A 13,645-nucleotide genomic window follows, 5' to 3' on the forward strand; every position below is an offset into this window, starting at 1 on the left:
GCGTCACCGGCAGTCACCCCCGGTCGGTGGCCGTCTCCGTGGGGTGGTGAACGCTCCCGTGGTGGCGCACGTATCTGTGGGCCAAGGGTCAAGTCCCCCCGGAGGAACCGTGACCACCACGCTCGCAGGCGGACGTGCCGCCCGCCGCCAGACGATGCGCCGCATCCGCCCGCGCCGCTCCCCGGCCGTCCCGCTGCTGCTCGCCGTCTGGGCGGGCGCGGTGGCCGTCCTGTGGCTGTGGTGGCACAACACCCCCTCCATCGCCGACGACACCGGCCGGATCCTCAACGCGGGCCGGATCACCGGCCTGCTGGCGGGCTATCTGATGGCCCTGGTCGTGCTCCAGATGGCGCGCGTCCCGGCGCTGGAGCGGCGGGTCGGCTCCGACCGGGTGGCCCGCTGGCACGCGATGAGCGGCCGGTACACGCTGTCCCTGATCGTGGCGCACGTCTTCCTCACCATGTGGGGGTACGCGCGCCAGGCCGGCAAGTCGCTCGGCGACATCGTCCAGCAGACGATCGACTCCGTCGAGCAGCTGCCGGACATGGGGAAGGCGGCGATCGGCACCGGCCTGTTCGTGGTCATCGGCCTGTCGTCGATCGGCGGGATCCGCCGCCGGCTGCCGTACGACGCCTGGTACCACGTGCACCTGCTGACGTACGCGGCGGTGTTCCTGACGTTCTGGCACCAGATCACCACCGGCAACGACTTCGCGGTCGAGCCGGCCGCCAAGACCTTCTGGTACGGGCTGTACGGCGCGGTGACCGCGCTGGTGGTCTGGTACCGCGTCCTGACCCCGATCCGGCTGAACGTCCGGCACCGCATGCGCGTGGAGGCGGTCGTGGAGGAGACGCCCGGCATCGTGTCGGTGCTGATCGGCGGGCGCAAGCTGCACCGGATGGGCGCGGAGGCGGGGCAGTTCTTCCGCTGGCGCTTCCTCGCCCCGGGGATGCGCTTCAGCTCCCACCCGTACTCCCTCTCGGCCGCCCCGCGCCCCGGCATGCTGCGGATCACGGTGAAGGCGATCGGTGACCACAGCACCCGGCTGCGGGAGCTGACCCCCGGCACCCGGGTGTGGGCGGAGGGCCCGTACGGCGCGCTCACCGCGCAGCGCCGCAGCCGCGGCAAGGTGCTGCTGGTCGCGGGCGGGGTGGGGATCACGCCGATGCGCGCCCTGTTCGAGACGCTGCCCGGGGCGGCCGGTGACATCACCCTCCTCTACCGGGCCAACACCACCCAGGACCTGGCGCTGTGGGACGAGCTGTCGGCGATCGCCGAGGAGCGGGGCGCCCGGCTGATGTACGCCGTGAACAGCCCCGAGGGCGAACGCCCCGACATCTCCGCGGAGAACCTCCAGCGGAAGGTCCCGGACATCGACCGGCACGACGTCTTCATGTGCGGTCCGCCCGGGTTCGCGCAGTCGGTGTACGAGGCACTGCGCGGCGCGGGGGTTCCCGCCCGCCGTATCCACCACGAGTCGTTCGAGATGTGAGCGGAGCTGCGAGAAGCGATGAGGAAGAGCCATCCCGTCCGACGGGTCGTGCTGGCCACCGCCGCGACCGTGTCCGGTGTCGTGCTGCTGCTGTCGCTGAAGCCGGCGTCGGACCCGGCCGCGGCGTCGGCGGCCGGCGCGGCCCCGCCGGTGTCGGCGGCGGGACAGGAGTCGCCGCAGGGCGGTGCCCGGGCCGGCTCCGGCACGGTGACCGGTGACGCGGAGCAGACGCAGTACGGGGCCGTGCAGGTACGGCTGACCGTGAGCGCCGGGAAGATCACCAAGGCGGAGGCGGTCCAGGCACCCAAGGGCGGCCTCAGCGACCAGAAGACCCAGCTCGCCGTACCCCGGCTCAACCAGGCGGCGGTGGCGGCCCAGAGCGCGCGGATCGACACGGTGTCCGGGGCGACGTACACCAGCGACGGCTACAAGAAGTCGCTGCAGTCCGCGCTGGACAAGATGAAGCCCGCGGCCTCGGGCTCCGCCGGCTCCGCTTCGGGTTCGTCCGGCTCCGCCTCGGGTCCGGCCGGCTCGGCGCAGGCGCGCACGGTCACCGGGCAGGCGGCGCAGACCCAGTACGGGCCGGTCCAGGTGCGGATCACCGTCAGCGCCGGGAAGATCACCAAGGCGGAGGCGGTCCAGGCACCCAAGGGCGGCCTCAGCGACCAGAAGACGCAGCTCGCGATCCCCAAGCTCAACCAGGCGGCGGTGGCGGCGGGCAGCGCGGACATCGACGCCGTCTCCGGAGCCACCTACACCAGCACCGGCTACCGGCAGTCGCTTCAGTCGGCCCTGGACCAGGCCGGTGGCTGACGCGGTGACCGAGCCGGAGCAGGCGGCCGCCACCGTGCGTCACGCGGAGGAGGTCATGGGGACGGTCTTCTCCTTCGACGTCCGCGGCGGAGAACCGGCCGCGGTGCGGGCTGCGCTCGCCGAGGCCGTCGCCGGGCTGCACCGGGCGGACGCGGTCTTCAGCACGTACCGCGAGGACAGCGAGGTGGCGCGGCTGGCGCGGGGTGAGCTGAGCGTCGACCGGTGCGCTCCCGAGGTGGCCGAGGTGCTGGAGCTGGCGGCCGAGGCGGAGCGGGTGAGCGAGGGGTGGTTCAGCACGCGGTACCAGGGCTCGCTGGACCCCACCGGCATCGTCAAGGGCTGGGCGGCCGAGCGTGCGGCACGGGCGGTCCGGGGGGTCGAGGGGGTGCACGGCGTCAGCGTCAACGGAGGCGGCGACGTACAGCTGCTGGGCGCGCCGGAGCCGCATCGGGCCTGGCGGGTGGGGGTGGCCGACCCGCTGCGGCCCGGCGGTCTGGCCGCGGTGATCTCGGCGGCGGGCACGCAGGAGCTGGCGGTGGCCACGTCCGGTACGGCGGAGCGGGGCGCGCACATCGTGGATCCGCGCACCGGCCGGCCCGCGGTGACGGACCTGGTGGCCGTGACGGTGGTGGGCCCCCGGCTCACCTGGGCGGACTGCTGGGCCACGGCGGCCTTCGCGATGGGCTCGCGGGAGGGCCTCGCCTGGCTGGAGGCCCTCCCCGACGTGGAGGGCCTGCTCATCACCGCCGGCGACGAGGTGCGGTGCACCGGGGGGCTGGCGGCACGACTGGGCTGAACGGCGCGGCCGGGTTGAACAGCAGACCCGGGTTGAACAGCAGGCCCAGGCTGAGCAGCAGGCCCAGGCTGAACAGCAGGCCCAGAAGCTCTGAACAGCCGGCCCGGGTTGAACAGCAGACCCGAGCTGAACAGCAGACCCGGGTTGAACAACAGACCCGAACTGAACAGCAGCCCCAGGCTGAACGGCGCGGCTGAGCGGAGGCAACGGTTCACTCCTCCGGCGTCAGCACCTGTGCCTGCTTCAGACGGGCGGTGGCAAGGACGGTGCCGTCGGAGGACGTCAGGCGGGCGCCGGAGAACCGGGTGAGGTCGGCGTCGACCCCCGCGCCCCAGCGCCCGTGTCCGTCGCGCACGGGGAAGTCGCCCACGCGGACGGTCGTGCCGTCGCCGCGCTCCAGGAGACAGGTGACCGTGCCGGTGTACGGGATGGCGGTGCCGGGGCCGGTGAGGGCGACGGAGACGAACATCCAGGCGGGGCTGCCGGGGTGGGCGTAGACCTCGCCGACGGCGCCGCCGCCCCCGGCCGGGACCATGTCGCCGACGAGCACGGGCTCGGTCTCGACGGCGGGCGGCGGGGCGGCGGTGACCTCCTCGACGGCGGTGCCGATCGCCCAGCCGGCGAATCCGACGGCGACGACGGCCGCGGTGGCGACCGCCGCGAGCCGCAGCCGGGCTCGCCGTGCGCGGTCGCGCAGGCCCTGATGCGCGCGGCCCGGGGCGCGGTCGCGGTCGCGCGGGTCCCGGTGCGCGCGGCCCGGGGCGCGGGAACGGCCGCGGCCCGTGGCCGGCGCCGCCTGCCGGGCCAGGCTGCGCGCCACCCGGTTCTCGAAGCCGGGCGGTGGCTCGCCGTCGGGCAGCAGGCCGATCAGCCGGTCGCCGACCAGGGTCAGTTGGCGGACGTGCTCCCGGCAGTCCGCGCACCGGTCCAGATGGGCGACCGCCTCGGCCCGCTCCCGGCCGGGCAGCACGCCCAGCGCCAGCTCGGCGCCGATCTCCCGCAGCTTGTCGCAGGTGGGGTCACTGGACATGGTCGCCTCGCTTCGGAGACGCGACGACGGCGCGCATCTTCGCCATGGCCGCTCTGATCCGCGTCTTGGCGGTGCCCACCGGGATCCGCTCCGCGTCGGCGACCTGCCGGGCCGTCATGCCGTAGACGCCCGCCATCATCAGGGCACGGGCCTGCTCGCGCGGCAGGCGGGCCAGGGCGGCCCGGAGCTGGGCGGAGGCCTCGTCGGCCAGCGCCCACCGCTCGGGGGTCTCGGTGACGACGCCGAGAAGTTCCTCCAGGTCCTCGGGTGCCATCGGCTCCGTCCGCCGCGCGCGGACGGCGTCGACGGCCAGGTTGTGCGCGATGGTGGTCAGCCAGGTCATCACCGAGCCGCGGCGCGGGTCGTAGATCTGGGCATGCCGCCACGCCCGCTCGAACGTCTGCTGGGCGACGTCCTCAGCGAGCTGCGGGTCCCGGGTTACGGCCATGGCGACCCCGATGACGCGGTGCTGGAACCTCCGGACGAAGATCACGGCGAGCTCCGGATCGCCGGTGGCCAGCCCGGAGAGCAGAGCCTCGTCCGGGAGACGGCCGACGGGGAACCGGGAACCCGACACACCTCTGTATACGTCCGACGGCCGCCAGGGGATCGCCCGCCCGCCCGACCGCTCGCCGCGGAAGATCACAGGGACATTCTCCGTCGGCGGGCCGGGGCCCGCACGCGGGTCAGTGCCCGTTCTGCGCCAGCCGCAGCAGGTGGTCGGCCAGCGCCTGGCCGCCGCTCGGATCGCGGCTGATCAGGAGCAGCGTGTCGTCGCCGGCGATCGTGCCCAGGATGTCGTGCAGCTCCGCCTGGTCGATGGCGGAGGCCAGGAACTGCGCCGCCCCGGGCGGGGTCCGCAGGACCACCAGGTTCGCCGAGGCCTCCGCGGAGATCAGCAGCTCCTGCGACAGGCGCCGCATCCGCTCCTCCTTCGCCGACTCCCCCAGCGGGGCCCGCGGGGTACGGAATCCGCCCTCGCTCGGCACCGCGTAGATCAGGTCGCCGTCGTTGTTGCGGATCTTCACCGCGTTCAGCTCGTCGAGATCCCGGCTGAGCGTCGCCTGAGTGACGTTCAGCCCGTCGTCGGCGAGCAGCTTCGCCAGCTGGCTCTGCGACCGCACCGGCTGCCGGTTGAGGATGTCCACGATCCGGCGGTGCCGTGCGGTGCGGGTCTGCGGTACGGCGGGCCCGGCCCCCATGCCCTGCTCGTGGTCCTGCGGCTCGCTCATCGTCGTCTCATTCTCCGGATCGTCCGTCCCCGTTCGCTGCTGCGTCGAGGATGCCGGGCAGCGCCCCGAGCAGCGCGTCCGCCTCGTCGTCGCGGAGATTCAGCGGCGGCATGAGCCGTACGACGTCCGGGGCGGGCGCGTTCACCAGGAACCCGGCCTCCTGGGCCGCCTGCTGCACCTGCGGCGCGACCGGCCCGGTGAGCACGATACCCAGGAGCAGGCCCGCGCCCCGGACATAATCGATCAACGGATGGTTCAGGGCCTCGATTCCGTCCCGCAGCCTTTCGCTCTGCCGCTTGACGTTGCCCAGCAGGCCCTCGCCCTCGATGGTCTCGAGCACGGCGAGCCCGGCGGCGCAGGCGACCGGGTTGCCGCCGAAGGTGGTCCCGTGGTGGCCGGGCGCGAGCAGTTCGGCGGCCCGGCCGAAGGCCACGGTCGCGCCGAGCGGCAGTCCGCCGCCCAGCTGCTTGGCGAGGGTGACGACGTCGGGCAGTACGCCTTCGTGGGCCTGGTACTCGAACCAGGTCCCGGTCCGGCCGATGCCGGTCTGCACCTCGTCCAGGACCAGCAGCGCGCCGGTGGCGGCGGTGATCGCGCGGGCCGCCTTGAGATAGCCGGCCGGGGGCACGACCACGCCGTTCTCGCCCTGGATCGGCTCGATGACCACCAGGGCCGTCTCCTCGGTGACGGCGGCGGCCAGTGCCTGCGCGTCGCCGTAGGGGACGTGGGTGACCTCGCCGGGCAGCGGCCGGAAGGGGTCCTGCTTGGCGGGCTGGCCGGTGAGCGCGAGGGCGCCCATCGTACGGCCGTGGAAACCGCCGTCGGTGGCGACCATGTGGGTGCGCCCGGTGAGCCGGCCGATCTTGAAGGCGGCCTCGTTCGCCTCGGCTCCGGAGTTGCAGAAGAAGACCCGGCCGTCCCGGCCGAAGAGCGTCAGGAGCCGTTCGGCGAGGGCGACGGTGGGCTCGGCCATGAAGAGGTTGGAGATGTGGCCGAGGGAGGCGATCTGCGTGCTGACGGCCGCCACGACGGCGGGGTGGGCGTGGCCGAGCGCGTTGGTGGCGATGCCGCCGACGAAGTCCAGGTACTCCCTGCCCTCGGCGTCCCACAGCCTGGTGCCCTCGCCCCGGACGAGGGGCAGGCGCGGGGTGCCGTAGTTGTTCATCAGGGCGCCCTGCCACCGCTGGGTCAGCTCCTGGTTGCCGGTCACTGTGCGTCCCCCTCGTGTTCGTCGGGCACGACCATCGTGCCGATGCCTTCGTCGGTGAAGATCTCCAGCAGGATCGAGTGCTGGACCCGGCCGTCGATGACGCGGGCGGTCGTCACGCCGCCTCGCACGGCGTGCAGGCAGCCCTCCATCTTGGGCACCATGCCGGCGCTCAGCTCCGGCAGCAGCCTCTCCAGCTGGGACGCGGTGAGACGGCTGATCACCTCGTCGGAGTTCGGCCAGTCCTCGTAGAGGCCCTCGACGTCGGTGAGGACCATGAGGGTTTCGGCGCCCAGTGCCGCAGCGAGTGCCGCAGCCGCCGTATCAGCATTGACGTTGTAGACATGGTGGTCGTCCTGGGAGCGGGCGATCGAGGAGACGACCGGGATCCGGCCGTCGGCGAGCAGCGCCTCGATCGCGCCGGTGTCGATGTCGGTGATCTCGCCGACCCGCCCGATGTCGACCCGCTCGCCGTCGATCTCGGGCTGGTGCTTGGTGGCGGTGATGGTGTGCGCGTCCTCGCCGGTGAGGCCGACGGCGAGCGGGCCGTGCTGGTTGAGCAGGCCGACCAGCTCGCGCTGCACCTGTCCGGCGAGGACCATCCGGACGACGTCCATGGCGTCCTCGGTGGTGACGCGCAGGCCGGCCTTGAACTCGCTGACGATGCCGTGCTTGTCGAGGGCGGCGCTGATCTGCGGGCCGCCGCCGTGCACGACGACCGGCCTGAGGCCGGCGTGCCGCAGGAAGACGACGTCCTGGGCGAAGGCCGCCTTGAGGTCCTCGTTCACCATGGCGTTGCCGCCGAACTTGATGACGACGGTCTTGCCGTGGTGCCGGGTCAGCCAGGGCAGCGCCTCGATGAGGATCTGGGCCTTGGGCAGTGCCGTGTGTTTCCGCGTCGTTCCGCTTTTGCTGGAGTCGCTCATGAGGAGTAGGCGCTGTTCTCGTGGACGTAGTCGGCGGTCAGGTCGTTGGTCCAGATGGTCGCGGTCTCGGTGCCGGCGGCGAGGTCGGCGACGATGTGGACCTCGCGGTAGCGCATGTCGACCAGCTCGCGGTCCTCGCCGACACCGCCGTTCTTGCAGACCCAGACGCCGTTGATGGCGACGTTGAGCTGGTCGGGCTCGAAGGCGGCCCGCGTGGTGCCGATCGCGGACAGGACGCGGCCCCAGTTGGGGTCCTCGCCGTGGATCGCGCACTTGAGGAGGTTGTTGCGGGCGATGGAGCGGCCCACCTCGACGGCGTCCTCCTCGGTCGCGGCGTTGACCACCTCGACCTTGATGTCCTTGCTGGCGCCCTCGGCGTCCCGGATGAGCTGCTGGCCGAGGTCGTCGCAGACGGCCCGCACGGCCTCGGCGAACTCCGCGTACTCGGGGGTGATGCCCGAGGAGCCGGAGGAGAGCAGCAGCACGGTGTCGTTGGTGGACATGCAGCCGTCGGAGTCGACCCGGTCGAAGGTGACCTTGGTGGCGGCGCGCAGGGCCCGGTCCAGCACCGCGCCGTCCAGGTCCGCGTCGGTGGTGAGGACGACCAGCATGGTGGCGAGGCCCGGCGCGAGCATGCCGGCGCCCTTGGCCATGCCGCCGACGGTCCAGCCTCCCCTGGCCGCCACGGACGTCTTGTGGACGGTGTCGGTGGTCTTGATGGCGATGGCGGCCTTCTCACCGCCGTGCTCGGAGAGCTGGGCGGCGGCCGTCTCGATGCCCGGGAGCAGCTTGTCCATGGGCAGCAGGACGCCGATGAGCCCGGTGGAGCAGACGGCGACCTCGATGGCGCCGCGGCCGAGCACCTCGGCGGCCTTCTCGGCGGTGGCGTGGGTGTCCTGGAAGCCCTTGGGGCCGGTGCAGGCGTTGGCGCCGCCGGAGTTGAGGACGACGGCCGAGACCTGTCCGCCCTTGAGGACCTGCTCGGACCAGAGCACCGGCGCGGCCTTCACCCGGTTGGAGGTGAAGACGCCCGCGGCGGCACGGCGGGGCCCGTCGTTGACCACGAGGGCCAGGTCGGGGTTGCCGTTCTCCTTGATCCCGGCGGCGATGCCCGCCGCCGTGAATCCCTTGGCTGCCGTGACGCTCACGGTGCGACTCCGATCGTGGAGAGCCCGGTGGTCTCGGGGAGACCCAGGGCGAGGTTCATGCTCTGGACGGCGCCGCCCGCGGTGCCCTTGGTCAGGTTGTCGATGGCGCTGATCGCGATGATGCGGCCCACGGCGGCGTCGTACGCGACCTGTACCTGAACGGCGTTGGAACCCTGGACGGACGCTGTGGCGGGCCATTGGCCCTCGGGGAGCAGGTGGACGAAGGGCTCGTCGGCGTAGGCCTTCTGGTAGGCGGCGCGGACGCTGTCCGCGGTCACCCCGGCGACGGCGGACGCGCTGCACGTGGCCAGGATCCCACGCGGCATCGGCGCGAGCGTGGGGGTGAAGGACACCGCGACCCGCTCCCCTGCCGCCCCGCTGAGGTTCTGGATCATCTCGGGGGTGTGCCGGTGGCCGCCGCCGACGCCGTACGGCGACATGGAGCCCATGACCTCGCTGCCGAGCAGATGCGGCTTGGGGGCCTTGCCCGCCCCGGAGGTGCCGGACGCGGCGACGATCACCGCCTCGGGCTCGGCCAGGCCGGCCGCGTACGCCGGGAACAGGGCGAGGGAGACGGCGGTGGGGTAGCAACCGGGCACCGCGATGCGCTTGGACCCCTCCAGCGCGGAGCGGGCGCCCGGAAGTTCGGGGAGGCCGTAGGGCCAGGTGCCGGCGTGCGGGGAGCCGTAGAACGTCTCCCAGTCGGCCGGGTCCTTCAGCCGGAAGTCGGCGCCCATGTCGATCACGAGCACGTCGGGGCCGAGTCGCTCGGCGACGGCGGCGGACTGGCCGTGCGGCAGCGCGAGGAAGACCACGTCGTGCCCGGCGAGGGCCTCGGGCGTGGTCTCGGCCAGCACACGGTCGGCCAGCGGCAGCAGATGCGGCTGGAGCGCGCCGAGCCGCTGTCCGGCGTTGGTGTTCGCGGTCAGGGCACCGATCTCGATCCCGGGGTGCGCGAGGAGCAGGCGCAGGAGCTCTCCGCCCGCGTATCCGCTCGCTCCGGCCACCGCCGCACGTACTGCCATGTCCACCCTCCTCTGGATGGCATGACTATACGTATCGCTGCACGTTTATGCAATCGTCTTCCTCTCGGCGCCGGGGAGCATCACCCAGCGGGACACGACGTAGGTGACCGGGATGGCCGCGGCGGAGGCGACCAGCGGCGCGAAGCGGTCGCCGGCGCGCAGGACGTCGACGATCAGGTACACCCCCGCCGTCGTGATCCCGAAGTTGCTGACATTGGTCAGCGGGAACAGCAGGAATTTACGCAGTGTGGGTCGCGTCCGGTAGGTGAAGCGCGCATTCAGGAAAAAGGAGCCGATCATCGCGAGCACAAAAGCCACGACGTGCGCCACCAGATAAGGAAAAGCAGTCAAAAAAAGCAGGTAAAGACAGTAGTAGGTGGCGGTGTTCACGACACCGACCGCCGCGAAGGTGAGAATCTGCCGCATCAGGGGATGAGATCCTTCGTCCGTTCCACGTTGCTCGCCTTCACCAGGAAGTGCGGACGCCGCTTCACCTCGTAGTAGATGCGGCCGGTGTACTCCCCGATGACTCCCAGCATGACCATCTGGACGCCCGCGAGGGCGGTGACGGCAGTGATGATCGTGACATAACCGGGCGTCTGGACGCCGTTGACGAGCGCGGCGCCCACGATCCAGGCGGTGTAGAGGCCCGCGCACAGCAGCAGGCACACGCCGAGCCAGAGCGCGGCGCGCAGCGGGCGGTTGTTGAAGGAGAGCAGGCCGTCGAGGCCGTAGTTGAGCAGGCCGCGCAGATTCCAGGAACTGCGGCCGGCCTCGCGGACGGCGTTCCGGTACTCGAAGGTGGTGCTCGGGAAGCCCACCCAGGCGAACAGGCCCTTGGAGAAGCGGTTGTACTCGGTCAGGCCCAGCACCGCGTCCACCACACGGCGCGACAGCAGCCGGAAGTCTCCCACCCCGTCGACGAGTTCGATGTCGACCAGGCGGTTGACCAGCCGGTAGTACAGGCGGGCGGTGAGGGTCCGGGTGAGCCGGTCACCGGTGCGGGTGCGCTTGGCGATGACCTGGTCGTACCCCTGTTCGCGCAGCTCGACCATGCGCTTGATCAACTGTGGCGGGTGCTGGAGGTCGGCGTCCATGACGATCACCGAGTCCCCCGAGGCGTGCCGCAGACCGGCCAGCAGGGCGGCCTCCTTGCCGAAGTTGCGGCTCAAGGAGACGTAGCGCACCCGGGGGTCGTGGTCCGCCAGCTGTTTCAGGACGGCGAGCGTGCGGTCCCGGCTGCCGTCGTCCACGTACACGAATTCCATGTCGTGGCCGAGGGGCAGCAGTTCGTCGGCGACCTTCTGGACCTCCTCGTGGAAGCGGGCGACGACGTCTTCCTCGTCGTAGCAGGGCGAGACGACGGATATCAGCATGGCGGGCCCCCCTGGGCGCGGTCAGAGAGCGGCGGTCACGCGCTCGCGCGGTGATGTGGTCGTGGGCGGTGCCGGGGCGCGCCGGCGGCGGACGGCGCCGAGGACGGCCGACAGGACGAGGGCCAGCAGCGAGCCGGCCCCGACCGCCGCGCCCAGCCGCAGGCCGGGTGGATGGAACGTGCAGGTCACACTGGTCGAGCCGGCGTCGAGGGGGACGGCGATCAGGCCGTGGTACTCCCCCGCCGGCCGGGCCGGTCCGTCGCCCGCCGCGCACCGCCAGCCGGCGATCCTGGGCGCGGCGAGGACCGCGATCCCCTTGCTGCCGGCGGGCAGCAGGGCGTGGACGGTGCCGTCGGAGACGGTGACGTGCGTGGCGCCGGTGGCCTTCAGGCGCGCGGCGGCCGTGTGCAGCCGGTGGGTGTCGAGGCAGCCGATCGCGTCGGGCGGGACGCTGCCGGGCCGGGCCGGGGTCAGCCGGATCCGCAGCCGCCCGGAGGCGGGGGCCGTGCCGAGCGGTGCCATGGCCGCTCGGTTGCGTGCGGCCCGGGAGTTGAAGTACGCGGTGGTCCCGCCGGCGAGCCGGGCGGTGCCGGAGTAGTGCGGGGCCCACAGGTTCACCTGGGTCCCCGCCGGGCAGCGGGCGGTGAGCGTCGGCCGGGTCAGGGCGTTGCCGGAGCCGACCCGGCGCGACGGCAGCGGGGCGCCGGAGTCGTCCCGCACGGCGACGCGGGCCACGGTGTAGACGCGGCTGCCGAGCAGCGTCTCCTGGTTGCGGTAGGGCGAGGCGCCGAAGGGGCGGGTGTCCGGGGCGGGCCGCACCGTCACCAGGGGCGGTACGTCGCGCCGGGTCACGCGCACGGGGTGCTCGGCCGGCGGGGCGTGCCTCTGGTGCGGGTCCGGCGGGGAGTGCACCCGGGCGCCGACGGAGAAGATCACGTCCGTGACGGCGTTGTCCAGGCTCTGGACGCTCCGCCCGCGCGAGGTCCAGCCGCCGCCGAGCGCGGTCAGGGTGCGGCTGAGGACGTCGGAGGTCAGCGAGCTGTAGTACTGGGCGCCCTCGCCGCCCACCAGCAGCGGGTCGTTGCCGGTGGTCTGCTCGCGGCCGGGGTCGGTGCGGTACCGGGGCCAGGCGTCGGCCTCTTCGGTCAGCGCCGACTGCCGTTCCTGCCGCTCGCCCCAGGGCGCGTAGTCGTCCATGTGGGCGAGGCGCAGCCGGACGGCCACGGCGGAGGTGGCGGCGCTCTCCCCGATCTGCGTGCCGAGCAGGAGGACGACGGCCAGCCCGGCGAGCCGGCGCCGGTGTCCGGCGCGGGCCGCCAGGGCGAGTCCGCCCAGCGCCCCGGCGACGGCGAGCAGCAGCACGGGCCAGGTGAAGGCCCGGACCGGCGCGCTGCGGCCGGCGAGGGCGGTGATCAGGGCGAGCAGCGCGGCCGCCGCGCCGAGGGTGCGCGGGTCGGGCGGGCCGTACGACAGCGCCTGCCAGGCGGCGATGACGAGCAGCCCGCACACCACGAAGGTCTGCCGGTAGGGGCTGCCCTGCGGGGTGGCGAAGGCGTGCCAGACCAGGTGCGTGGGTGCCCACTGGAGGGACAGCACCGCCAGGAGCACCAGGGCCGTCCAGCCCGCGCGCACCCGTCCGGGGACCGCGCGGTGGAAGGGCAGGGCGAGGGCCAGCAGCAGGGCGGTGGTGCCGACGTAGAGGGCGGGCGAGCCCCAGCCGTACGCCGTCGGCAGCAGCCGGGCCAGCACGTCCCCGGCCGGTACCGGGCGGAACGAAGTCACCCGGCCGGGGTAGGCGTGCCGGGTACCGAAGTAGACGACCGTGACCAGCGGGGCGGCGAGGCCCATGCCCAGGGCGACGGTGAGGACGGCGCGGCCGGCCGTCGCGAGGGCCTGCCGGGCCGGTGGCCGGGTGAGCACGAGCCGGAGCAGCAGCACCAGGGCGGCGCCGAGGGTGGCCATGTAGGCGGTGTAGAAGTTGGCGGTCCAGGCGAGGGCGACGATCAGGATCCCGGGCAGGCGCCGGCGTCCGGCGAGTGCCCACTCGCCGACCAGGCAGAGCAGGGGCAGGGCGATCAGCCCGTCCAGCCACATCGGGTTGTAGTCGGCGTCGGCGAGGGTCCAGCCGCACAGCGCGTAGGAGGAACCGAGCAGGCCTGCCGCCCACCAGCGGCCGGGACGCAGGGTGAGGAGCAGCCAGGCCATGGCCGCGGCGGCGGAGGCGGCCTTCAGGGTGGTGATCACGTACACCGCGAGGTCGATCTCGTCCCGGGGGAAGAGCGCGACCAGCAGGGCGAACGGGCTGCCCAGGTAGGTGCCGAGGTCCGGCAGGAAGCTGGAGCCGTAGCCGGACCGCCAGTTGACGTAGAGACCGCCCTCGGTCCTGCCGTGCAGCAGGTCCCACAGGTGGGCGTGGAAGGGCACGAACTGGTTGCCGAGGTCGTTGACGCTGCGGGTGCGGGGGCCGAAGGGGTGGCAGCGCGCGAGCGCGTCACCGGCGCAGAAGGCGACGGCCGTGACGGCCGCGGCGAGCAGGGCGGCGGCCTGCCCCGGCCGGGACGTCGCTTTCACACCCTGTTCCCGTCCGGGTGTGGCCGTGC

Annotated in this window: 13 protein-coding genes; 3 read left to right on the top strand and 10 right to left on the bottom strand. The window is 73.0% G+C overall.

What is annotated here, in order from left to right; translation table 11 throughout:
• Positions 1–109 precede the first annotated feature (109 nt).
• The 3 genes from JK361_RS23505 to JK361_RS23515 are packed head-to-tail and all read left to right on the top strand — an operon-like array spanning position 110 to position 3,101.
• Positions 110–1,492, top strand: coding sequence for a ferredoxin reductase family protein (locus JK361_RS23505; RefSeq protein WP_201821471.1), 1,383 nt, complete (start codon positions 110–112; stop codon positions 1,490–1,492).
• Between the two features lie 18 nt (positions 1,493–1,510).
• Positions 1,511–2,305, top strand: coding sequence for an FMN-binding protein (locus JK361_RS23510; protein WP_201821472.1), 795 nt, complete (start codon positions 1,511–1,513; stop codon positions 2,303–2,305).
• Positions 2,298–3,101 (top strand): FAD:protein FMN transferase, encoded by an 804-nt coding sequence (locus JK361_RS23515; RefSeq protein ID WP_307787313.1) that lies wholly within the window; start codon positions 2,298–2,300, stop codon positions 3,099–3,101. Before JK361_RS23510 ends, JK361_RS23515 begins: the two co-directional genes overlap by 8 nt.
• Positions 3,102–3,312: 211 nt before the next feature.
• Here the strand turns inward: JK361_RS23515 and JK361_RS23520 are convergent, their stop codons facing one another.
• The 10 genes from JK361_RS23520 to JK361_RS23565 form a co-directional block, all read right to left on the bottom strand.
• The gene (locus JK361_RS23520; protein ID WP_201821473.1) at positions 3,313–4,131 is read right to left on the bottom strand and encodes a hypothetical protein; all 819 of its coding nucleotides are present in this window, start codon (positions 4,129–4,131) and stop codon (positions 3,313–3,315) included.
• On the bottom strand, positions 4,121–4,708 hold the full coding sequence (locus JK361_RS23525; RefSeq protein ID WP_201821474.1) for an RNA polymerase sigma factor: 588 nt from the start codon (positions 4,706–4,708) through the stop codon (positions 4,121–4,123). Before JK361_RS23525 ends, JK361_RS23520 begins: the two co-directional genes overlap by 11 nt.
• Positions 4,709–4,817: 109 nt before the next feature.
• Positions 4,818–5,363 (bottom strand): arginine repressor, encoded by a 546-nt coding sequence (locus JK361_RS23530; RefSeq protein WP_201821475.1) that lies wholly within the window; start codon positions 5,361–5,363, stop codon positions 4,818–4,820.
• Positions 5,364–5,370: 7 nt separating this feature from the next.
• The gene (locus JK361_RS23535) at positions 5,371–6,573 is read right to left on the bottom strand and encodes an acetylornithine transaminase (protein ID WP_201821476.1); all 1,203 of its coding nucleotides are present in this window, start codon (positions 6,571–6,573) and stop codon (positions 5,371–5,373) included.
• Positions 6,570–7,496, bottom strand: coding sequence for an acetylglutamate kinase (gene argB / locus JK361_RS23540; protein ID WP_201821478.1), 927 nt, complete (start codon positions 7,494–7,496; stop codon positions 6,570–6,572). Before argB ends, JK361_RS23535 begins: the two co-directional genes overlap by 4 nt.
• Entirely contained in the window at positions 7,493–8,644 is a 1,152-nt protein-coding gene (gene argJ / locus JK361_RS23545) for a bifunctional glutamate N-acetyltransferase/amino-acid acetyltransferase ArgJ (protein ID WP_201821479.1), read from the bottom strand. The genes argB and argJ overlap by 4 nt, the downstream gene beginning before the upstream one ends.
• Positions 8,641–9,669 carry an N-acetyl-gamma-glutamyl-phosphate reductase gene (gene argC / locus JK361_RS23550; RefSeq protein WP_201821480.1) on the bottom strand — a complete coding sequence of 343 codons (1,029 nt, stop codon included), beginning with the start codon at positions 9,667–9,669 and terminating at the stop codon, positions 8,641–8,643. Before argC ends, argJ begins: the two co-directional genes overlap by 4 nt.
• 45 nt (positions 9,670–9,714) lie before the next feature.
• Entirely contained in the window at positions 9,715–10,095 is a 381-nt protein-coding gene (locus JK361_RS23555; protein ID WP_201821481.1) for a GtrA family protein, read from the bottom strand.
• Entirely contained in the window at positions 10,095–11,045 is a 951-nt protein-coding gene (locus tag JK361_RS23560; protein ID WP_201821482.1) for a glycosyltransferase family 2 protein, read from the bottom strand. Before JK361_RS23560 ends, JK361_RS23555 begins: the two co-directional genes overlap by 1 nt.
• Positions 11,046–11,066: 21 nt before the next feature.
• Positions 11,067–13,616, bottom strand: coding sequence for a YfhO family protein (locus JK361_RS23565; protein WP_307787314.1), 2,550 nt, complete (start codon positions 13,614–13,616; stop codon positions 11,067–11,069).
• Between the last annotated feature and the right edge of the window lie 29 nt (positions 13,617–13,645).

Origin of the sequence: Streptomyces musisoli (assembly GCF_016741855.1) — a bacterium.
Lineage (GTDB): Bacteria > Actinomycetota > Actinomycetes > Streptomycetales > Streptomycetaceae > Streptomyces > Streptomyces musisoli.